This is a genomic window from Nocardia sp. NPDC003999, from assembly GCF_053604885.1.
The window spans coordinates 571,390-592,049 of record NZ_JBSGIB010000003.1 but is presented as its reverse complement, the minus strand read 5'-3'; the positions used below and the strand labels follow the sequence as shown (position 1 = coordinate 592,049).

17 protein-coding genes are annotated in these 20,660 nt (G+C 68.0%); 5 read left to right on the top strand and 12 right to left on the bottom strand.

What is annotated here, in order from left to right:
* Positions 1-71 precede the first annotated feature (71 nt).
* The 7 genes from ACWESM_RS10275 to ACWESM_RS10245 all read right to left on the bottom strand — a co-directional run bounded on the left by ACWESM_RS10275 (position 72) and on the right by ACWESM_RS10245 (position 6,967).
* On the bottom strand, positions 72-986 hold the full coding sequence (locus ACWESM_RS10275) for a mycofactocin-coupled SDR family oxidoreductase (protein WP_452491417.1): 915 nt from the start codon (positions 984-986) through the stop codon (positions 72-74).
* Positions 987-1,302: 316 nt separating this feature from the next.
* Positions 1,303-2,448, bottom strand: a complete 1,146-nt coding sequence (locus ACWESM_RS10270; protein ID WP_452491415.1) for a CaiB/BaiF CoA transferase family protein — start codon at positions 2,446-2,448, stop codon at positions 1,303-1,305.
* Positions 2,445-3,575, bottom strand: a complete 1,131-nt coding sequence (locus ACWESM_RS10265) for a CaiB/BaiF CoA transferase family protein (RefSeq protein ID WP_452491413.1) — start codon at positions 3,573-3,575, stop codon at positions 2,445-2,447. The genes ACWESM_RS10270 and ACWESM_RS10265 overlap by 4 nt, the downstream gene beginning before the upstream one ends.
* Positions 3,576-3,615: 40 nt before the next feature.
* Positions 3,616-4,038, bottom strand: a complete 423-nt coding sequence (locus tag ACWESM_RS10260) for a Zn-ribbon domain-containing OB-fold protein (RefSeq protein ID WP_397281066.1) — start codon at positions 4,036-4,038, stop codon at positions 3,616-3,618.
* 16 nt (positions 4,039-4,054) lie between these two features.
* Positions 4,055-5,266, bottom strand: coding sequence for a thiolase family protein (locus ACWESM_RS10255; protein ID WP_452491411.1), 1,212 nt, complete (start codon positions 5,264-5,266; stop codon positions 4,055-4,057).
* Between the two features lie 4 nt (positions 5,267-5,270).
* A complete protein-coding gene (locus ACWESM_RS10250; protein ID WP_067809730.1) occupies positions 5,271-5,774 on the bottom strand; it encodes a MaoC family dehydratase in 504 nt (167 codons plus the stop codon).
* Positions 5,775-5,809: 35 nt separating this feature from the next.
* Positions 5,810-6,967: an acyl-CoA dehydrogenase family protein gene (locus ACWESM_RS10245; protein ID WP_452491409.1), complete on the bottom strand. Its 1,158-nt coding sequence runs from the start codon at positions 6,965-6,967 to the stop codon at positions 5,810-5,812.
* Between the two features lie 337 nt (positions 6,968-7,304).
* On the opposite strand from ACWESM_RS10245, the gene ACWESM_RS10240 reads away from it, so the two are divergent.
* The 3 genes from ACWESM_RS10240 (at position 7,305) to ACWESM_RS10230 (ending at position 11,393) form a co-directional block, all read left to right on the top strand.
* On the top strand, positions 7,305-8,654 hold the full coding sequence (locus ACWESM_RS10240) for a phenylacetate--CoA ligase family protein (RefSeq protein WP_452491407.1): 1,350 nt from the start codon (positions 7,305-7,307) through the stop codon (positions 8,652-8,654).
* 90 nt (positions 8,655-8,744) lie between these two features.
* Positions 8,745-9,698: a LysR family transcriptional regulator gene (locus tag ACWESM_RS10235; RefSeq protein ID WP_452491405.1), complete on the top strand. Its 954-nt coding sequence runs from the start codon at positions 8,745-8,747 to the stop codon at positions 9,696-9,698.
* A gap of 534 nt (positions 9,699-10,232) precedes the next feature.
* The gene (locus tag ACWESM_RS10230; protein ID WP_452491403.1) at positions 10,233-11,393 is read left to right on the top strand and encodes a lactonase family protein; all 1,161 of its coding nucleotides are present in this window, start codon (positions 10,233-10,235) and stop codon (positions 11,391-11,393) included.
* A 12-nt stretch (positions 11,394-11,405) separates the two neighbouring features.
* On the opposite strand, the gene ACWESM_RS10225 is transcribed toward ACWESM_RS10230, so the two are convergent.
* The 5 genes from ACWESM_RS10225 to ACWESM_RS10205 are packed head-to-tail and all read right to left on the bottom strand — an operon-like array spanning position 11,406 to position 18,184.
* Positions 11,406-12,887, bottom strand: a complete 1,482-nt coding sequence (locus ACWESM_RS10225) for an aldehyde dehydrogenase family protein (RefSeq protein ID WP_452491401.1) — start codon at positions 12,885-12,887, stop codon at positions 11,406-11,408.
* Between the two features lie 31 nt (positions 12,888-12,918).
* Positions 12,919-13,932, bottom strand: coding sequence for an alcohol dehydrogenase catalytic domain-containing protein (locus ACWESM_RS10220; protein WP_452491399.1), 1,014 nt, complete (start codon positions 13,930-13,932; stop codon positions 12,919-12,921).
* Positions 13,932-15,905: a hydantoinase B/oxoprolinase family protein gene (locus ACWESM_RS10215; protein ID WP_452491398.1), complete on the bottom strand. Its 1,974-nt coding sequence runs from the start codon at positions 15,903-15,905 to the stop codon at positions 13,932-13,934. The genes ACWESM_RS10220 and ACWESM_RS10215 overlap by 1 nt, the downstream gene beginning before the upstream one ends.
* A 1-nt stretch (position 15,906) precedes the next feature.
* Positions 15,907-17,949: a hydantoinase/oxoprolinase family protein gene (locus ACWESM_RS10210; RefSeq protein WP_452491396.1), complete on the bottom strand. Its 2,043-nt coding sequence runs from the start codon at positions 17,947-17,949 to the stop codon at positions 15,907-15,909.
* A gap of 25 nt (positions 17,950-17,974) precedes the next feature.
* The gene (locus ACWESM_RS10205; protein WP_452491394.1) at positions 17,975-18,184 is read right to left on the bottom strand and encodes a hypothetical protein; all 210 of its coding nucleotides are present in this window, start codon (positions 18,182-18,184) and stop codon (positions 17,975-17,977) included.
* A gap of 187 nt (positions 18,185-18,371) precedes the next feature.
* On the opposite strand from ACWESM_RS10205, the gene ACWESM_RS10200 reads away from it, so the two are divergent.
* Both ACWESM_RS10200 and ACWESM_RS10195 read left to right on the top strand, forming a co-directional pair.
* Positions 18,372-19,367 (top strand): AraC family transcriptional regulator, encoded by a 996-nt coding sequence (locus ACWESM_RS10200; RefSeq protein WP_228827021.1) that lies wholly within the window; start codon positions 18,372-18,374, stop codon positions 19,365-19,367.
* A gap of 116 nt (positions 19,368-19,483) precedes the next feature.
* Positions 19,484-20,575 (top strand): LuxR C-terminal-related transcriptional regulator, encoded by a 1,092-nt coding sequence (locus tag ACWESM_RS10195; protein ID WP_452491393.1) that lies wholly within the window; start codon positions 19,484-19,486, stop codon positions 20,573-20,575.
* Positions 20,576-20,660: the final 85 nt, after the last annotated feature.

Sequence of the window (20,660 nt, the reverse complement as noted above, 5' to 3'; positions counted from 1 at the left end):
TGTGACCGTGAATGCGATGGCCGGTCCGGTGCGCCGGGTCGGCCATCGCGACAATATGCGGCCGCGTGTGGTTACAGATCGTCGGGCGACACAGCCGGTGGGCGGTGGCGCTCGGCCTCGGGGCCGGACGTGATCGGCGCGAAGTTGGCACCCGGCAGGAGCAGGTGGCCCGCGTCGACGGGCAGCGCGACACCGGTGATCTGCTCGGCCAGGTCCGAGAGCAGGAAGACCACCGCGTTGCTCACAGCCTGTGACGGCAGCGCGGTGCGGCCCGCAAGAGGGGCATAGCCGTAGATGGCGTCGAGGGCGATCCTGCGGTCGACCGGTTCGCCCGGGGCGACGAACAGCTTGTGGCCCATGGAGTTGTCCCAGATCTTGGTGTCGATCGCGCCCGGGCAGACCGTGTTGGCGCGTACGTTGTGCGGGCCGAGCTCCAGGGCGGTGTTCTTGAGCAGGCCGATCACGCCGTGCTTGGCGGCGATGTAGGAGGTGTAGCCGGCCGTTGCCTCGAGGCCACCCACCGACGCGATCGCCACGATGGCTCCGGCCCTGCGTTCGACGAAGTGCGGCGCGACCGCTTTGATCGTGCGGAATACGCCGCCGAGGACGGTGTCGACGACAACCTGGAACTCTTGCTCACCGGTCTGCCAGCCCGCGGGACCGAGGTCCCAGACACCGGCGTTGGCGACGACACCGTCGATACCGCCGAGGGTGTCCACGGCCTGGGCCACCGCCGAGTCCAGGTCGTCCTGGCTGCGCACGTCACCGACCACGGTGAGCGCCCGGCGGCCCTGCTCCTCGACGAGTTTCCTGGTCTTGTCCAGATCGTCTTCGGTCGCCAGCGGGTACCTGATACCGGGGACCGGTGCGGCGATGTCGAACAGGACGACGTCGGCACCCTCACGCGCGGCGGTCACCGCGTGCGAACGTCCCTGTCCGCGTGCGGCTCCGGTGATGAAGACGACTTTGCCGTCGAGTGTTCCCATGACGATTCCTTCGGTTCGATTTCGAGAATTCGCCGCAGGCACGGCGAAAAGATCGGGCAGGCGGTTCCGGACATCGACGGATCCACGTGAGGCGCGTACCTGGATTCGACAGTAGAGAGACGTGGGGCACAGCAGTGTCCAACATCTTGGACACTAACCTCGGGGACGGCCGCCACCACTTCATTCGCACCGAAGCGCGTCTTTCCCGATCGCTGATCGGCTTCCGGCGTGGACCCGGGTTACGTTCGTCCTGCCGGGCCCCCGATTTCCCGCAATATGCAGGTGGATCGGGGCGCGTCGACGACCTCGCTCGTATTCAGGCGATCACGCCGTCGGCGCGCAGCTCGGCCATGGCATCGGCACTGAATCCCCAGTCGCCGAGCACCTCGTCGGTCTGCTCGCCCGGCTGCGCGGGTGGGCGCTGGATCGCGCCGGGTGTGCGGCTGAACCGGGGGGCGGGAGCCGGCTGGACGACACCGGACACCTCGACGAAAGTGCCGCGGTCCCGCAAGTGCGGGTGCGTGGGCGCCTCGGTCAGCGACAGGACCGGGGACAGGCAGGCCTCCCGGCCGTCGGCCACGGCGCACCATTCGTCGCGGGTCCTGGTGCGGAAGACCTCGGCCAGCCGCTCGCGCATCCGCGGCCAGCCGCTCCGGTCGTGCTGATCCGGAAGTTCGGACTCGTCGAGGCCGAGCACATCCAGCAGATTGCGCCAAAACCGGGATTCGTTGGCGCCCACACTGATCCAACCGCCATCGGCGGTCTCGTAGACGTTGTACCAGGGCGCGCCCGAGTCCAGGCGGTTCACGCCGCGTTCGTCGTGCCAGTAGCCGGCGGCGAGCAGCCCGTAGAACAGGGTCATGAGCGAGGCCGAACCGTCGACCATCGCCGCGTCGACAACCTGGCCGCGGCCCGAGGTGCGGCTCTCCAGTAGGGCCGAGACGACGCCGAACGCCAGATACAGCGAACCACCGCCGAAATCGCCCGCTAGATTCAGCGGGATGACCGGCGGTTCTCCGGCCCGGCCGACCGAGTGCAGGACGCCGGTGAGTGAGATGTAGTTGATGTCGTGGCCGGGGGCCGACGCCAGTGGGCCGTGCTGGCCCCAGCCGGTCATCCGGCCGTAGACCAGTGCCGGGTTGACCGCCAGACAGTCGTCGGGTCCCACGCCCAGCTTCTCCGCGACACCTGGCCGGAACCCCTCGATGAGGATGTCGGCGCTGCGCGCCAGGGCCAGGACCGCGGCGACCGCCGAGGGCTTCTTCAGGTCGAACACCGCGCTGCGCCTGCCCCGGTTGAGCAGATCGAAGCGAGCGTCGACCGGGGCGCCGCCGTCGTAGCCGGGTGGCCGGTCCAGGCGCAGGACGTCGGCGCCGAGGTCGGCCAGCAGCATGGCGGCGAAGGGGGTCGGCCCGACCCCGCCCAGCTCCAGCACCCGCACCCCCGACAGCGGGCCGCTCATCGGGCCAGCGATCCGTTACTCGCGCCGATGTCCTCGGCGGCGGCCAACGGCGGCGGCCGCTTGCCGTCGAAGGACAGCGGCAGCCCGACGACCCCGATCTCGTCGGCACTGGGTGCGCCGATGATACCCAGTGCGCTGGTCTGCTCGTGGGCGATCATCTCGGCGGTGATCTGCACCGGCGCGAACGGAACCCCGAAGTCCCGCAAGCGGTTCTGCCAGAACTCGCGCGTGTCGCCTGCCAGCCGCTCTCCGATCAGGCGATCGATCTCGGCACGGTTCACCAGCCGCGCCTGGTTGGTCGCGAAGCGTTCGTCGGTGGCCCATTCCGGCCGGTCCAGTGCCGCACTCAAGCGCGCGAACAACCCGTCGTTGCCGCAGCTCACGATGAGATCGCCGTCGGCGGCAGAGAATGCCCGGTGCGGGACGATGAACGCCACGCCCGATCCGCGCCGTTCGCCGGGCGCGCCGTCGGTGTTGTAGCCGGCCACGCCGATCGACATCCAGGCGATGGCGGTCTCGAGCAGCGACGCGTCCACCGCTGCGCCGTCCAGCTTGGACTGCCGCCGGTACAGCGCGGCGAGGATTCCGATGGCGGCCCACATGCCGGTGCCGAAGTCGATGATCGAGACACCGGCGCGCACCGGCGGTCGGTCGGGTTCGCCGGTGATGCTCATGATCCCGGAGAAGGCCTGCATGAGCGGGTCGTAACCGGGCAGGGTGTTCATCGGCCCGGTGTGCCCGAACGCGCCGACCGCGCAGTGCACGAGCTCGGGTTTGGTCACCCGCAGGCTCTCGGCGTCGAGCCCGTACTTCGCGGCCGAGCCGGGACGCAGATTGTGCAGGAAGACATCGGCGCGCTCGGCGATGAGCCGGTGCAGTTCGGCGAGCTGGTCGCGGTCCTTGATGTCGATGCTGACGCACCGTTTGCCCCGGTTGAGCGCATGGAAGGCGGCGCCGCTGCCCTTCCACATGCTCGGTCCCCAGCCGCGCGCGGAGTCACCGGTCGGCCGTTCGACCTTCCAGACCTCGGCGCCGAGTTCTGCCAGGATCTTGCCGGCGAACGGCGCCGAGGCGCTGTCGCCCAGCTCCACCACCACGATCCCCGCCAGGGGGAGTTCATTCTGCATCGCCCGCTCCTGACCGATAGTCTTCTGTCATCGTGCACCTCTACCTGGTGGTCGCGGTGGTGAAGACGGGAACCGTCTGCGCGCCGCGTTCGACGAACCGGACGGTGACGGGTGCGTCGATGGTGAGGGATTCCGGATCGCCCTCGATCTGGCCGAAGAGCATGTAGCCCTCGGCCATCTCGACGAATCCCACGGTGTAGGGAGTGATCGAGGCCCACACGGGCGTGGGGCCGCGCATGACCGTACTGAACGAGTAGAGGGTGCCGTTGCCGCTGGACTGCTCCCAGGCCAGCCGGTCCGAGCTGCAGTACGGGCAGTACGAGTGCGCAGGCCACACGGGCTCGGTGCAGTCGGCGCAACGCTGGAAGGTCAGGCGCTGATCGTCGAGTGCCGCCCAGTAGGGTGCGGCGTCGAGCAGCTCGTACGGCTGCGGCCACTCGTTGGGTGCGGTGGTCTCGCTCATGATGTCTCCGATCCGCTCAGGCCGTCGCGGCCAGTACGAGGACGCTGCCCGCCGCGAGCATGCCGCCCGCGCCCTGGACCAGCGCGGTTTCCGGCCGCACGGCAGGCGCCAGTCCGTGTGCCGTGCCCCGCAGCTGGCGCACGGCCTCGACGAGGGTGTCCATGTTGCAGGAGATGCCGGGCTGGCCGAAGGACAGCCAGCCACCGTTGGTGTCGGTGGGCAGGTCACCGTCGATGCCGGTGCGGCCTTCGCGGTAGACGTCGATGCCGTGGCCCTTCTTCGCGAAGCCCAGGTCCTCCAGGAGGATCGGGCCCATGTGGGCGAAGTTGACCGACAGTTGCACCATGTCGATGTCGGACGGGCCGAGGTCGGCCATGGCGTAGGCCTGGCGTGCGGCCTCGATGGTCGCGGTGTGGGTCAGGTTGGGCAGGGTGCCGAAGCCGGGGAACTTGCACTGGCGCATGTTCATCCGGTCGGTCAGGTACTCGTGTGTGGTGGCCGAGCCGTAGCCGTGCAAGTAGACCGGACTCTGGTGCGGGCGCACGTTGTCGGGCGCGGTGACGACGAGGGCGCCACCGGTGCCGCCGCCCCAGGTGGAACACATCCACCGGCGCAGCGGGGTGGCCACATACGGGGAGGCGAGCACCGTGGCGACATCGATCTCGCCGTGGCGGGCCTTGGCCGCGTGCGGGTGGTGCGCGCCCCAGCGCTGGTTGGCGACGGCGACTTCGGCGAGATCGGTTTCGGTGATGCCGAATTCATGGAAGTACCGGCGCGCGGCCTGGGCGTAGAGGGACGGGATCGTGGGTCCGTAGATCACTTCGTACTGCGGATCCGCGTCGGCCTCGGCGCCCATGGCCACGGCGTCGACGAACAACTCCGTCGCGTCGCTCTGCAGGCAGAGCACGTACTCGGCTTTGCCCGCGGCGATCATCTGCGAGGCCTGCGCGAGCGTGGCGGTGAGGCCGGCGCCGTGCAGGGTCAGCTCACTGGTGAATGTCAAGGGCATCTGCATGTGGGAGGCGAAGATGTTGCTCCACTGCGACCGCTTGTCGGCCCACGGCGAGCGACCGGTGAACAGGGCATCCACCTGGTGCCTGGTGATGCCCGCGTCGGCCAGCGCGGCGACGGTGGCCTCGGCCGCCAGTTGCAGCGGGTCCTTGCGGTCGGCGCGGGTGGCATAGGCATCGCCCATGCCCACGATCGCGGCGACAGGTCGGGCGGTCATGGACTCAGCCCCGCGCGTTTTCGGTCGGCAGCGATGCGCCGACGAGGGCGTCGAGATCGGAGCGCTTACGCAGCATGAGCAGGCTCCACTCGCTGCGCTGGACCACGTCACCGTGCTGGTTGAGCGCCTTCATCAGGAAGGTGACGACGCCGAACTTGTCGTCCTTGTCCTTCTTGCCGGTCACCTCGGCGGTGACGTAGATGGTGTCGTTGATGAGCACCGGCTTCAGATAGCGCAGGTTGTCGATGCCGTAGTTGGCCTGGATGGACGGGCCGAACTGGATCAGACCGGTCATCAGCGAGTAGGTCAGCGAGCCCTGCACCAAGCGCTCGCCGAAGCGGGTCCGCGCGGCGTAGTGGATGTTGGAGTGGATCTCGATCCAGTTGCCGGTCAGCGCGCAGTAGTTCACCACATCGGCTTCGGTGATGGTGCGCCCGCCGGAGCGGAACACGGTGCCGACCTCGATCTCGTCGAGCGGCATATCGATGCGATTGTTGATGGTGGCCATCGGTGTTCCTCCTGGAAGTTCTGCGGGACTGCGGCTTACGCGCCGGACGGCAGGCGCATCGACTTGGCGATGATGGTGCGCTGGATCTGCGAGGTGCCGCCGCCGATGGTGGACTGCACGCTCTCGCGCAGGTAGCGCTCCATGTCGGCCTCGGGCAGGTTGGCGTAGCCACCGAGGATCTGCATGCCGTCGAGGGCACACTGCTTGAGGGTCTCCGAGCCGTACAGCTTGGCCATGGAGGTCTCCCGCGGAGCGGGCAGGCCGGCGGCCTTCATCTTCGCGGCGCGGTAGCAGAGCAGGCGGGCGGCGTCCACGCGCGTCTGGTTCTCGGCCAGCATGTGCTTGAGCACCTGGAACTCGTAGATCGGCTTGCCGAACTGGATGCGCTCGTGGGCGTACTTGTTGGCCGCGTGCACCGCTTGCTGGGCGTTGCCGACGTAGGCGGCGGCCACCGCGCAGCGCTCCAGCTCGAGGTGGTCGGTGATGATCTTCCAGCCCTGGCCGACCTCGCCGAGCAGCGCGTCGGCGGGGAGCCGCACCTCGTCGAGGAAGATCTCGGTGGTGCCGGTGGCGTGCCGCGACAGGGTCGGCAGCTTGCGGATGTCCACGCCCGGAGTGTCGTTGGGGATCAGCAGGACCGACAGGCCACCGTGCTTGTCCTCGGTGTCGGTGCGCACGAGCATGGCGATGACGGTGTCCTTGGCGGCGGCGCCCGAGCACCACAGTTTCTGGCCGGAGACGACCCAGTCGCCGTTCTCGTCGCGGCGGGCACGGGTCTTGGTGTTGGACGCGTCCGAACCGGCGTCGGGCTCGGAGATCGACACCGAGAAGCGGAGGGAACCGTCGATGAACGGCTTGACGTAGCGCGCCTTCTGCTCGGCGGTGCCGTACTTCAGGATGTTCATCGCGGTGAAGGTGGGCACCAGCACGGAGCAGGCGAAGTCGAAGCCGAACTTGCCCAGGCCCTCGGCCATCAGCGAGTAGTCGAAGATGTCGCCACCCGAGCCGCCGTCCGCTTCGTCGATGAGGATGCCCAGCCAGCCCTGCGCGGCGATCTTCTCGTACGCCTCGTAGGGGTACTCCCGGTTCACATCGCAGTGCCGGACGTATTCGACGGTGATCTCCTCGTCCATGAATTTGTTCACGACGTCGAGCCAGGCCGCCTGCGACTCGTCCAGAAAATTGGAATTCATTCTCTTACTCCGTTGTGCGATGCGATTGTTTTTCGCGCGATTCGGCGGATGGCAGGTACCGAGCCTGGGGCGGTCGGCCCGACCACCGCATGTCGATGTCGGGCGCGGTGCGCAAGGAACACTGCGGTGACCTCGCACGATTCCGGATTCCCGAGACGGGATTACCGGCGATATTCCGAGGCTGCACTACGGTGCGGCCGATAGCAAGTGATGAATCGTGAAGTGCCGTTTCACCGATTGCGAATTGAACCGCCGGAATCACCGATCTATGGTCGGAACAGAATTCCGCCGGACCGTCAAATTATCCCGGCGACGACGAATCGGCCATTCAGGAGTGATGATGAGGAATATTCCGTTCTCAACGCGGCACTGGAGCGCGGTCGAGTCCCTGCCCGCCGAGGACGCCCGTCGCGTGCAGGACGAACGACTGCGCGAGCAGCTCGCCTACCTGGCCGGGAACAGCGTGTTCTACCAGGCCAAGTTCGCCGAGCAGGGGGTCGACGTGAGCCGGGTCGCCACGACCGCCGACCTTGCGGGGCTGCCGTTCACCGAGAAGCAGGAGCTGCGCGACAGTCTCGCCGCCCATCCGCCGCTGGGCGCACACGTCGCGGCCGACGGGGCCGATATCGTCCAGGTGCAGGCGTCCTCGGGAACGACCGGCTCGCCGTCATATGTCGGACTGACCGAGCCCGACATCCGCACCTGGTGCGAGCTGGGCGCACGCGCCCTCTATGCCAATGGTTTCCGGCCCGGCGATCGCGTGCTGCACGGCTTCGGCATGAGCAAGGGTTTCGTGGGCGGACTGCCGATCATCCAGATCCTGCAGTACATGGGTGTGGTCGACATCCCCATCGGCGCCGAGGCCGGCGCAGAGCGGCTGCTGCGGGTGCAGGCCGATCAGCGGCCCGAGGGGCTCATCGGCACGCCGTACTTCTTGACCCACCTGGCCGAGCAGGCACCGCGCATCGTCGGCCGCGCCGCCGACGAGCTGGGTGTGCGCTCGATCAGCGTCGGCGGCGAGCCCGGCGGCGGCCTGCCCGCCGTCCGCGGGAAGCTCGAAGCACTGTGGGGCGCTACGTCACGGGAGATGCTGGGCGGCACCGATATCGCCTGCACCTATTGGGGCGAGTGCGAGGCGGGTGAAGGCATGCACTTCCTCTCTCCCGACCTGATGATCGCCGAGCTGATCGACCCGGAGACCGGCGAGCAGGTCGATCCGGTCGCCGGCGCGCAGGGCGAACTCGTCTACACCGCGCTGCGCAGGCAGGCCTCCCCCCTGCTGCGTTTCCGCACCCGCGACCACGTGGTGGTCACCGGCACCGACTGCGCCTGCGGCCGAACCGGTTACAAGGTGCGCTGCGTGGGCCGCACCGACGACATGCTCATCGTGCGCGGGATCAACCTGTTCCCCTCGGCGGTCAAGGAACTCGTCCTGGAGCTCGCGCCCGCGACGACGGGCGAGATGCGGATCCGGCCGGACTTCGAGGGTCACTCCACACAGAAGCCGCTGCCGCTCGTGGTCGAGTACGGACGGCAACTGAGCGAGCAGCAACGCGACGAGCTGCGCACCACGATCGAACAGCGGGTGCGCTCGGCGCTCAACGTCAAAACGATCGTCGACCTGGTTCCCGACGGAACGCTGAAGCGTCCCGACCACGTAAAGGTGGCATTGATCGAACGCGTCTGATCCTGACCAGCGAAGACACGCGCCTAGTTATATACAATATATACTACGGTATGATAGGGTCACTGACCGCTGCATGATCACGAAGGTGAGATGACCACTTTCAACCGCCTGCACCTGATCCGCCAGATCGACCTGTTCACGCTGCGCCTGTTCCTCTCGGCCATCGAAGAGCGGCAGATCGGGCTGGCCGCGATCCGCGAGAACATCGCCGCGTCCACCGCCACCAAACGAATCCAAGTGCTGGAGAACATCGCCGGGGTCGAACTGCTCGTCCGGACCCCGAAGGGCGTGGTACCCAGCGCCGCCGGCACGATCCTGGCCCGCCACGCCCGCAGGATCTTCGACAGCCTCGACGACATGCGATCGGAGTTCGCCTCGCTCACCGAGGGCGTGCGGGGCGAGCTACGGGTCGTGTCGGCCCGCTCGGTGATCGTGCCGTTCCTCGCCCACGAGCTCGGCGAGTTCAGCCGGGAGTTCCCGCTGGTGGACCTGATCGTGCACGAGGTGGAGAACTCCGACATCGTGAAGGAGATCGCCCGCGGCGAAGCCGATCTCGGCGTCTTCGCCTCCGCCTACGGCCTCGACCTCGACGGTGTCGATGTCACCCCGTACCGCCGTGACCGGCTGGTCGTGGTCACCCCGCGCGGCCACCACCTCGCCGAGCGGGGCGCGGTCACCATCCTGGACCTGCTGCCGGAGAACCTCATCGCGCCGCAGGCGCTCGTCGCCGCGCTGCGTGCCTCCGCCCAGCGGGCCGGCGAGGAGTACAAGCCCACGCACGTCCTGCGCAGCGGCGGCACGGCGATCAGTCTGGTGCACGCCGGCCTCGGCGTCACCGTGCAGCCCGAATGCCTGGTCGGGCACGAGTGGTCCGGCCGGGTGGCCGTCCTCGATCTCGATGAGCCGTGGGCCGAGCGCCGGATCCACCTGGCCACGCCGCGAGGCCGCGAACTCGGTCCCTCCACCGAGCTTCTCGTCGAACACCTGCTCGCAACGTCCGCTGCGGAGACCACCGACGCCCTCGGTCTTCCCACCGATTCCTGAGGACACCTTCACGCTCGGTTCCGCCGTATCCGCCGATCTCGCGGCGGCCTTTCTGTCAGCCTGATCTTTCCGAATCCACGTGGCCCGCGCGCGTAAATCAGCGGCGAGGTAGATGATCGTCGACTCGTCGAGGTCGAGCGCTCCGTCGGAGCCGATCGCGAATCGGCGCAGGACCTCCTCGCCACCTCGGGTGTGGTCGGTGCCCAACGCCCCACCTGTCGTCTTGGAATCAGAGGCCATGAAGGGATCATGGGGCGCGGTCCACGGCACGACTGCCCGTGACTCGGACACTTTCCGGATCAGTCGAAGAAGCGGCGCGGTGGCGCCGACAAGCTGCGTGTCGAATCGATTGGCACCATTGCCCTTTCAGACCGGACATCCCGTGATCGTGTCCGAATATCTGGACAGTTCCGGAACCGGAGATTGCCTACCGTCTAGCTCACTTCGCCCCGCATCGCAGCGGCTGCCGAATACGGAGCGGCCAGGGGCGGAAGAACAAGGAGCGCCGATGCTCTGTTTGCGAAAGGTACGTCGATGACGACATCTCCCTCCCGCCGATCCGGTTTCAGCCGCCGTGGATTCCACAAGGCGGCCGTCGCGGTCGCCACGGTCCTGCTCAGCTCGGCGAGCTGGACACTCTCCCCCGCACCGCAGGCCGCCGCCGCCCTGTCGCCGCAGTTCATGCTGGTCGGCGGCACCGCGAGTGGCAGTATCGCGGTACTGCGGATGAACGCCGACGGTTCGCTGACCAAGGTCGCCGGCACTCCGTTCGATGTGGATCTCGGCCTGTTCTCGGTGGCGCTCGCGCCCGAGGGCCGGACCGTCTATGCCACGCAGGCGGCCTCCCAGAAGGTCACCGGCTATCACGTCGACGACCAGGGCGCGCTACGGCCGGTGGCGGGCGGCGAGGCGGTGATCGACGGCGGACTGCCCATCACCTCGGCGATCACCCCGGACGGCAAGTGGTTGTTCGTCGGGGTCGGTGGGTTCCCCGGTCGCATCGACGCGTTCGCGGTATCGGCCGCCGGTGCGTTGACACCGGCCGGCTCGATCCCCGTGCCCGGCGCGGGCGCGGGCATGCTGCCCATGGTGACCATCGACCCCGACGGGCGATTCCTGCGATTCGCGAGCGCGATCGACGGCAACGTCGCCGGTTTCGCCATTCACGCCGACGGGTCCCTGGCCGCACTCGGCGATTCGACACAGGTCGGCCTGCTGCCGGTCAATCCCGGGTACACACCGGACGGACGATTCGTCTACATCAGCCACGAACAGGGCGGCGCGGTCTCGGGATACGCGATCGGCGCAGACGGCCGGCTCACACCCACTCCTGGCTCGCCCTACGCGGTCCCGGCGATGCCGCACAATGCCGAGGTCAGCGCCGACGGGCGCCGCGTCTACATCCCGTCGGTCGCCGCGGGCAAGGTCAACGGTTTCGCCATCGGTGCCGACGGTGCGTTGTCGCCCCTACCCGGCTCCCCGTACAGCACTCCGCTCGGTTCGGGCCCCGGCTGGGTCGTGCTCAGCGACGATCAGAAGCATCTCTATGCCGCCGATGTCCTCACCACCGGAATCACCACCAAGGTGCACATCTATGACGTCCGTGACGACGGCAGCCTGGTCCCCTCCGCACTGCCCACGGTCGACACCGGAACCATCATCTCCGACGGCCCGGTCATGGTGAAGACAAGATAGCCGCTCTGCGCCTCAGCCCAGATTCATATAGACCGCCTTCGGGTAGAGGTAGCTCTCCACGTGCTCGCGGCCGCCCTTCCAACCGTAGCCGCTCATCTTCGTTCCGCCGAAGCCCACCGACGGGTCGAGTACGCCGTAGCAGTTGACCCAGACGGTGCCCGCGGTGAGACCCCGCGACACCCTGTGCGCGGTACCGAGATCTCTGGTCCAGACACCACCCGCCAAGCCGTAGGGGGTCGCGTTGGCCAGGCGCAGTGCCTCGTCCGCGTCGTCGAACGGGATCACCGTCGCCACGGGGCCGAAGATCTCCTCCTGTGCGATGGTCATCTCGTTGGTGGCGGAGGCGAACACCGTGGGTTCGACGAAGAATCCTGAAGCCCGGTCGCCGTCCAGCCTCCTGCCGCCACTGACCAGTTCGGCCTCCTTGTTCCCGATGTCGATGTAGTTCAGCACCCGTTCGAGTTGACGTCGCGAGATCAGCGGGCCGAGCTGGCTGTTCGGGTCGAGACCGTCGCCCACACGAATCGTCTTGGTGAATTCCGCCATGCGCGAGACGAATTCGTCGTGGATCGAGCGCTGGACGAAGATCCGCGTGCCGGCCACACAGACCTGACCGCTGTTGGTGTACACGCCCATCGCCGCGCCGGGGACTGCCTTGTCCAAGTCGGCGTCGGCGAAGACGATGTCGGGTGATTTGCCGCCGAGTTCGAGCTGGAGCCGTTTGATGTTTCCGGCCGAGGCGCGCACGATCGTCCGCGCGGTACCGACCGAGCCGGTGAACGCGATCCGGTCGACGCCGGGGTGCTCGGCGAGCGCGGCGCCGGCATCTCTGCCGAACCCGGTGACCACGTTGACGACGCCGTCGGGCACCCCGGCTTCGGTGAGCAACTCGGCCACTCGCAGCACCGACAGCGATGCGTCTTCGGCTGGTTTGAGGACGGCAGTGCAACCGGTCGCGAGCGCCGGGCCGAAGATCCACCACAGGCCGATGAGCGGGCCGTTCCAGGGGATGATCCCGCCGACCACGCCGACGGGCTCGCGATAGCGCAGGGTCACGAAGTCGCCGGGCAGCGAGTTCGGCGGCGTGCTGGCCGTGCCCGCGGCGACCTGCGAGGCGAAGAATTGCAGCACCTGCGAGGTCCACTCCCGCAGTCCTCGGGTCCGGGCCAGCGGGGCGCCCATGTCGAGGGTCTCGATGGTGGCGAGTTCCTCGAAATTGTCGAGGACCAGATCGTGGACGCGCAGGATCAGCGAGCGACGCTGGTGCGGAGTCCAGCGGCTCCATGGGCCTTCGAAGGCCGCGCGGGCGGCCGCGACGGCGGCGTCCACGTCGGCGGTGCCGCTCGCGGCGATGACGCCGAGGGTGCCGCCGGTGGCCGGATTCACGACGTCGATGGTCTCGCCGGACGCGGCGGGCACCCAGCGCCCACCGATCAGGTTGCGCTGGGCGTTGCCGACGAACTCGGGCACGGGATGGGTTGCAGTAGTGGTCATGGTTCTCTCCGGATCAGCAAAGGGGCGTCGGTCAGCCGAACAGAAAGACGCCCTTGCCCGCGTCCTGCTTGTCGAACCATCGGTACGCCTCGTCGGCCTGCTCGATGGTCCAGGTGTGCGAGTACAGGTCATCGACCGGGAGGTTGTGCGCGACAACGTAATCTGCGCATCGTGCCTGCTCGATCGAAGACATGGTCCAGGACGTCATCAGCGTCCATTGCTTCTTGTAGACCGCCTGGGTCGTGAACTGGACGTGACCGGGCAGGCCGATGAACACGGCCCGGCCGAAGGTGCCGAGGACAGCGAGCGCGTCGTCACCGGCGCGCCCCGAGGTCTCCATGACGACATCGGCCATCCCACCGGTGTACTCGGCAACTACCGCCGCGACGTCCCGCTCGCGAGAGTTCACCACCAGATCGGCTCCGAACCGGCGACTCTCGGCCAGCCTGCGGTCATCGACATCGACCGCGATCACCCGGGCGCCCATCGATGCCGCGAACATCGTCGCCGAAAGCCCCACGGGGCCCTGTCCGATCACCACCGTGGTCGTATCCGAGACACCGCCGAGCCGCTTGATCGCGCCCCACGCCGTCCCGGTGCCGCACCCGATGGCTGCGCCTGCCTCGAACGACAGTCCCTCCGGCATCGGCAGCAGCGCCGCTGCCGGCACCAGGGCGAACGGCGCGTGGCCGCCGTCGACATGAACCGCCATGGTCTTACCCGGCGCGGTCTCACACATCTGCGGCCAGCCCGCGCGACAGCGGCGGCAGGTGCCGCAGCCGAAGTAGTGGTGGATCATCACGCGGTCGCCGACGGCGAACCGGGCCGGGTCGACGCCGTCGCCGAGCGCGTACACCTCGCCACACGGTTCGTGACCCTGGATCACCGAGTGGTCGAAATCGAAAGCGCCGTGGTAGAAGTGCAGATCCGAGCCACACATCCCCGAGGCGCGGACCTTCACCACGACCTCGCCGGATCCCGGTTCGGGCTCGGGGAAGTCCTTCAGCACCGTCGTCCCGTCTCCCGGGAACACGATCCCCTTCATCAGTTGTCTCCTGTCTCTTGCGGGCGATCGGACCGACGGGCGTCGCGCAGACGCGCCGTCGCCTCGCGATCGATGCGCAGTCCCTCGGGATCCAGACGCGGGTCGCCATGAACGACCACGCCGTAGTCGCGCGCTGCGCCCGCGATGCTCACGTACTCGTTGCGAACGTCGGCGAGCACCCGCTCGGGATCGCGACGCAACGGATCGCCCCAGCCCCCACCGCCATTGGTGAGGCAACGCAGGATGGTGTTCGGCTCGGTGGCCCACACCTGTTCGGCGGCGAAGTAGTGGTACCGGCCGTCGATCGGGTCCAGCGCCTTGGTCTCGGGATCGAGCACGCCGGCGACGGGAACGCTGTCGGCGTAGACCTGCGTGCCGGTGCCCAGAATTCCCGGGGTCGCGCTGTCGTCACGCGGCGGGAACAGCCACATCGCCCCGGTTGGCCCGGCCTGTCCGCCGTTCGCGCCCACACCGGACGGCTGTTTGGTGCGGAACGGCGACAGGTAGTGCGCTCCGGCGGTGAGCCACAGCGCGTCCTTGAGATTGGCCGCGCCGCCGCGGAACGTTCCCGCACCGCCGGTGTCGATGGCGTGTTCCTTGCGCAACAGCACCACGGGCGAATCGCGTTCGATCGTCTCGGTCGCGGGATCGAGGTTGTTGAGCGTGAACAGAACCGTGTAGCTGTCGCCGTCGCCGACGTGGGTGGCGCCCCAGGGGCCGTGCTCGCCGCCGCATTGGGTGGCCGAGGTCCACGCGGTGCCGTCGGCCCGCAGTCCCGACGCGTTGTGCGTATTGGTCGAGCCGTAGTCGCCACCCACTCCATACCGGCCCAGTACGGGATTGAGCGCGTCGAAGATCGCCGACGCGACGGCGCCGGAAGCCTCCCAGAACATCATGATCCCGCCGTCCGGCGGCAGAGAGGAGACGATAGTGCCCGGCGGCACCGCGATGTCGACGTTGCGCCAGGTGCCCGAGGTGAACGGCACCTTCGGATCCAGCAGCATCGTGAGAGCCACTCCCACAGCGGTTTTGGCGTCGAGCACACCACAGTTGATGCAGGTCCGCGCCTGGGGCGAGGTGCCGGACAGGTCGATCTCCAAGTTCTCGCCGCGTTTGCGCACGAGCACCCGCACGGTGTAGTCGATCGTGTCGTCGAGACCGTCGGCGTCGATCAGCGCCGAACCCTCGTAGTCGCCGTCGGGTATCAGCGCGATCGCATCGCGCATCCGTTCGGCGGAGGTGTCACAGGCATAGTCGAGCGTGCCGAGGTACGCCGCGACGCCGTACCGATCGATGTTCTCGAGCACCAGCCGCTCCCCCAGCTTCAACTGCTGGAAGATGCTCTTGAAGTCGGGCAGCAACATGCCGCCCCACCGGGTGTTGTCGAAGATCAGGCTGAACGTGGAGCGCACCGGTTCGTCCTGCGACCACAGCAACATGGGCGGGATCACCAGCCCGTTCTCGAAGACGTTGCTCTTGGTTGCCGAGAAACCACCGGGCACCGTGCCGCCCATGTCGAGCTGATGCGCGCACATGGTGACGAAGGAAACGATCTCACCGTCGACGAACACCGGACGGGTGAACGCCACATCGTTGACATGCCTGCCACCGCGATAGGGGTCGTTGCAGATCAGCACGTCACCGGGACGCAGGTTCTCGGACCCGTACTCCTCCACGGCGTTTCGGACGGCGTCGCCCATGGTGCCGAGGAAGACGACCAGGCTGTTGCTGACCACGGCCATCGGATAGCCTTTGCCGGCGGGACCGCTGATAGTGCAGGCGAAGTCGTACCAGTCGCGGATGATGGGCGAGAACGCCTCGCGCATGAAACCGGTGGACATGTGCTCGACCGCGTAGCGCAGCCGGTTGGCGATCACGGTCGCGCTGAACCGGTCGCACCCGTATCGATCGTGGAACTGCGCCTCGGAGAGGTCTCGGAGCCGAGGGGCGGCGGGGATGGGGGGACTGGACATGTCACTTCCTCTGGATCACGATTTCGCCGTACCGGCCGACGGTGGCCTGCTGCCCCGCGCCGACATGGGTGGTGGACAGTTCTTCCTCGACCACCGCCGGGCCGTCGAGCACATCACCGGCTCGCAAGCTCACGCGGTCGTAGACGTGGGCCTGCTGGGCGCCGACGCCATCCGCGTCCAGGTCACCTAGATAGCGCAGAGTGACCGTGCGGATCGGAGTGAGCGGCCCGTCCGCCTCGGAACGGACGGCGAGTTCGGCGTATTCGACCTTGGGGGTGTCGAGCACGGCGCGGACCCGGAACGTCACACCCTCGACAGGCATGGTCTCGAACCGGTTGCCCGAGCGTGCTTCGTAGGTGTCGTGGAAAGCAGACACCATGGTGGCCACCGCCGCTTCGTCGATCGTGCCGCTCGGCACCGGCACGAACGGGGTCTCCCAGCTCTGTCCGGCCAGGTGCGCGTCCATGCTGCGCAGCATCCGCACCGATCCGCCGCCGGTCCGCGCCCGCAACCTTTCCTCCATGTCGGCGAACAACGCATCGATCGCGGGAGCGGCCTCGCCGGTGAGCATTAGATACGCACTGCGGTCGACGGTGAACACCTGGTCGGTTGACAGCAGGCCGACGGCGGAGAACAGGCCCGGGTTCGGTGGCACGATCACCTGCTTGCACTGCACCGTATCGAGAACCGCCGGCAGCAGCATCGGGCCCGCGGCGCCGAAGGCGACCAGGCTGTAGTCGCGGGGATCGACACCGTTCTTGATGGCGACGTTGAACACGCCTTCGGCCATGTTGTTCACCGCCATCTCGTAGGCGTAGCGGACCCGATGGGCCAGATCGAGCTCGGTGTCGAGGGACTCGAACGCCCGCCGTGCCGCGTCGGCGTCGAGCCGCAGTTCCCCACCGGCGAAGTCGCCGGTGCCCAGGATCCCGATCAGCAGGCAGGTGTCGGTCGTCGTCGGTTGGGTGCCACCGCGGCCGTAACACGCCGGGCCTGGCTGCGCCTTGGCGCTGTCGGGCCCGACCTGGATTTCTCCGGCGGCACCGAGGGATACGATGCTGCCGCCGCCCGCGCCGATGCTGGAGATGTCGTTGGCGAGGGCGTTGACCACGAGGTCGTGCTCGAGTTCGAAGGTGGTGTCGACGAAAGGTTCCCCGGCGCTGACCACGCTGATGTCACAGGACGTGCCGCCCACGTCGGCACACAGCAGGTCGTTCTCGTCGATCAGCGCGCCGAAGTGGGCGCAGGCGACGGTTCCGGCGGCGGGACCGGAGAACACGATCCGGAACGGCTGCTCCATCGCCTGCGCCGACGGCACCAGGGTCGCAGCGCAATCGGCGAAGTTGAGCTGACCGGCGAAACCCAGTTCGCTCAACCCTTTCTCGAGGCTCGCCGTGTAGTCGGTGTAGATGATCTTCATCAGCGTGTCGATCACGGTGGTGGAGGCACGCGCGTATTCCTTCGCCAGCGGGGACACCTCGCTCGAGATCGAGCACGGCACGTCGCCGAGCACCTCGCCGACCAGCTCGCGCAGCCGCAGCTCGTGCGCGGGTTCGACATAGGCGTTGAGCAAGCAGATCGCGACACCGGCGACCTCGCACCGGCGCAGCACCTCGAGCTCGGTCCTGGCCTGATCCTCGTCGAGCCCGAAGAGCACCGCGCCGTCGGCGGTGATCCGTTCGCGGATGCCGCGCCGCAGGTAACGCTGCACCAACGGCCTGGACGCGTCACCGAAGCTGCGCCGCCAGTGCGGGTCGAGGATGGCCTCGGCCGGACGCCAGACGCGGCCCATGTCGAGGATGTCGCGGTGCCCCTCGGTGGTCAGGAAGCCGATCTTGGGCAGCTGGCGGGTGATCACGGCGTTGAGACCGTGCGTGCTGGCGTGGTTGAACACCGCCGCGTCCACTACGCCGAGGATCTCGGCACCACGCAATACGGGCCCCGCGACCTCGGCGTAATCGGTGGAGATCTTGGCGGTGTGGATCCGCCCGTCGCGCCAGGCGACGACGTCGGTGAACGTGCCGCCCACATCGACTGCGATCATGGTGTCTCCTGTAGTGATTCGATGCTCAGACGAGGTCGGCGAGCAGCTGGATGGGACCGAGGCGGTGCCAGGGCTCCCGCGTCACGGAATGCAGGCAGTGCTGGCACTTGACCACCCGCACCCAGCCCCGCTCGGCGACCACGGGATACGCGCGCAGTTCGGCGGCGCCGCATCGTGGGCAGGTGCCGTCGCGGGGTTCGCGGGTCACCTCGAGGGGTGTCGGTGCGTCGGGCATGACGGGTCCTCCTACGGCAATGGTTTTGTTCGGCGAGCGCCGTGAGGACGACCGTAGGATCGAGAGATCTGGGTCACAATCCGCCTGACGAAGGCGCGTTGTCCTTCGAACGAACCGTCATGCCGCCGGTGGACGATATATTATATTGACTATGTGACACCCTCACGCCTGGAAGGAGGGTCTGCCGTTGCCGTCAGCACCCGCGGCGTGCGTGAGCGCCTTTCGCACGGAAGATCCGGCCGCGGCCCACGACCACGTGGCCGCCACCTTCGCCCACCACGAACTCGCCCTCGACGAGCGTGGCGGCGTCGACTTCACCCTGGAGACGGTGCGGTCGGAGAGCCTGACCGTCGGCCGGATGGCCTACGGCACCGCCGCGCGCATCGACGGGCCGGCGATGCAGACGTGCTATCACGTGAATCTGGCCGTCGCGGGACAGAGCACGGTGGCGCAGCACGGCACGCGCCGCTCGTTCGGCGCGGGTGAGGCCGGAGTGGCGTTCGTCCACGACGCTCCTGTATCGATCCGCTGGAGCGCCGACGCGGCGCACTATCACATCAATCTGCGCCGAGGTGCCTTCGAACGTCACGCGGCCAGGCTGCTCGGCCACCGGGAGACCGAACCGGTCCTGTTCGACCTCACCTTCCCCATCGATTCCCCCACCGGCCGTGCCCTTTTGGCCTCGACCCGATTCGTCTACGACGAATTGGCCCGCGAAGGCGGGGTGTCGACGATGCCGCTGGCCTGCCGCGAACTCGAGTCGACACTGATGACACAGATCCTGCTCACCGCGCCGAGCCAGCTCACCCCGAGGCTGACCGGCTCGGCACCGGACATCGGCCACGCTCGGGTACGGGACGCCGTCGCCTATATCCACGCCAACCCCGACGCCGACGTCTCGACCGCCGAACTCGCCGCCCGTGCAGGAGTCACCGCCCGGGCGCTGCAACTGGGCTTCCGCGACGCTGTGGGCATGTCACCGAGCGCCTACGTCCGCTCGGTGCGACTCGACCGGGTACGTGCCGAATTGGCCTCCGGCCGAGCCACTTCGGTGAGTGACACGGCGATGAAATGGGGCTTCTTCCACCTCGGCCGCTTCGCGCATCAGTACCGCGAACGGTTCGGCGAACTGCCCTCGGAGACCGCCGGTCGCGCCGGCGGCGATGTCACCTCCGCACCATGAGGCAGCGTCGACCGGCCCGCACGGCTCCCGGCGACAGCCGGGAATCCATCGGTGGTCCGGCCCTCGGCTCGTGGCCCACCAGATCGTGTCGAAGACAGCGGATACAGGAGTCGCGCATGTCCAGTTCATCGAGACAGCGCAGTGTCGCTGAGCTGAACGCCACCATCGCCGAGATCGCCGCGCAGGCGCACGCCGCGATCGATCGCGATCCGGCCGAACATCGAGCCGCCACCGACGAATGGAACCTGGGCGAACTCTGGGACATGGTCACCTCCCACGCCTTGCGCGAAGCGGACGCGGGCGCGCCCTCTCCCACCCGGCTGGCCGCATTGCTCGGTGTGCTCGACCGGATCAGGGCGGCGGAATCCATGCAGGCGCAGATCCGGCTCGCGAACCGGACGCGGCGGCTGAGCAGGGTGCACGCGGCACTCGCCGAGGTGAGTGGCGAGACCACCGTGGACTCGCTGCTGACCCGGGTCCCGGAAGCGGCGTGCGGTCTCGGTTTCGATCGGGCCCTGGTCTCCACCGTCGACGGAGCGTGGCGTCTGCACACGATGTTCGTCGTCCGCGATCCCCGGTGGGCGGCCGACATCGTCGCGGTCGGACGGGAGAACCCACCGATCCTCGACAACGGCTTGGTCGAAAATGACACGGTGGTCGACGCGCGCGCCGTGCTGGTGCACGAGGTGCAGGACAACCCCCGGGTCAACCGCCCGCTGGCGGCGATCACCAAATCCTCCTCCTACGGGATCGCACCCCTCGTGGTCGACGGCGCCGTGGTCGGCCTCGTGCACGGCGATTGCTACCACCAGCAGCGGGCGCTCGACGAGGTCGATCAGCTGCTTCTGTCCGCCTTCGCTCAGGGGTTGAGCCAGCAGCTGGCGAAAGTGTCCGTGCTCGAGGGCGTCTCGGCGATGCGCGCTCAGCTCGACGGGTTGGGCCGCTGGTCCGCGCCGCGACCGGCTGTCACCGCATCGATCGCGGCGAGCCGGTACGACGACGCGATTCTCACCCGCCGTGAAGTGCAGATCGTCCGGCTGCTCGCCGCGGGCGACTCCAACGCGCGCATCGCCCGCAAGCTCACCATCTCCGAGGGCACCGTCAAAACCCACATCACCCGCGTGCTGCGCAAACTCGGCGCCGCCAATCGCGCCGAAGCGGTTTCGATCTGGTTGCGCAACGCGGACCCGACGACGATCCGCGCCTGATCCGACCGGACCGGCCGAAGGTCGTACGAATCTCTCACCCGCGGTGGATGTCCTCGCGCCCGCCGAGCGGAAAAGTGACCTGCGA

What these genes read in the sequence shown, in the direction of transcription:
- ACWESM_RS10250 (WP_067809730.1), bottom strand. Translation starts at nt 5,774, where the DNA reads ATGGCCACCATCAACAATCGCATCGATATGCCGCTCGACGAGATCGAG.
- ACWESM_RS10265 (WP_452491413.1), bottom strand. Translation starts at nt 3,575, where the DNA reads ATGCAGAATGAACTCCCCCTGGCGGGGATCGTGGTGGTGGAGCTGGGC.
- ACWESM_RS10195 (WP_452491393.1), top strand. Translation starts at nt 19,484, where the DNA reads ATGTCCAGTTCATCGAGACAGCGCAGTGTCGCTGAGCTGAACGCCACC.
- ACWESM_RS10230 (WP_452491403.1), top strand. Translation starts at nt 10,233, where the DNA reads ATGACGACATCTCCCTCCCGCCGATCCGGTTTCAGCCGCCGTGGATTC.
- ACWESM_RS10220 (WP_452491399.1), bottom strand. Translation starts at nt 13,932, where the DNA reads ATGAAGGGGATCGTGTTCCCGGGAGACGGGACGACGGTGCTGAAGGAC.
- ACWESM_RS10260 (WP_397281066.1), bottom strand. Translation starts at nt 4,038, where the DNA reads ATGAGCGAGACCACCGCACCCAACGAGTGGCCGCAGCCGTACGAGCTG.
- ACWESM_RS10245 (WP_452491409.1), bottom strand. Translation starts at nt 6,967, where the DNA reads ATGAATTCCAATTTTCTGGACGAGTCGCAGGCGGCCTGGCTCGACGTC.
- ACWESM_RS10210 (WP_452491396.1), bottom strand. Translation starts at nt 17,949, where the DNA reads ATGATCGCAGTCGATGTGGGCGGCACGTTCACCGACGTCGTCGCCTGG.
- ACWESM_RS10255 (WP_452491411.1), bottom strand. Translation starts at nt 5,266, where the DNA reads ATGACCGCCCGACCTGTCGCCGCGATCGTGGGCATGGGCGATGCCTAT.
- ACWESM_RS10240 (WP_452491407.1), top strand. Translation starts at nt 7,305, where the DNA reads ATGATGAGGAATATTCCGTTCTCAACGCGGCACTGGAGCGCGGTCGAG.
- ACWESM_RS10235 (WP_452491405.1), top strand. Translation starts at nt 8,745, where the DNA reads ATGACCACTTTCAACCGCCTGCACCTGATCCGCCAGATCGACCTGTTC.
- ACWESM_RS10275 (WP_452491417.1), bottom strand. Translation starts at nt 986, where the DNA reads ATGGGAACACTCGACGGCAAAGTCGTCTTCATCACCGGAGCCGCACGC.
- ACWESM_RS10270 (WP_452491415.1), bottom strand. Translation starts at nt 2,448, where the DNA reads ATGAGCGGCCCGCTGTCGGGGGTGCGGGTGCTGGAGCTGGGCGGGGTC.
- ACWESM_RS10215 (WP_452491398.1), bottom strand. Translation starts at nt 15,905, where the DNA reads ATGTCCAGTCCCCCCATCCCCGCCGCCCCTCGGCTCCGAGACCTCTCC.
- ACWESM_RS10205 (WP_452491394.1), bottom strand. Translation starts at nt 18,184, where the DNA reads ATGCCCGACGCACCGACACCCCTCGAGGTGACCCGCGAACCCCGCGAC.
- ACWESM_RS10225 (WP_452491401.1), bottom strand. Translation starts at nt 12,887, where the DNA reads ATGACCACTACTGCAACCCATCCCGTGCCCGAGTTCGTCGGCAACGCC.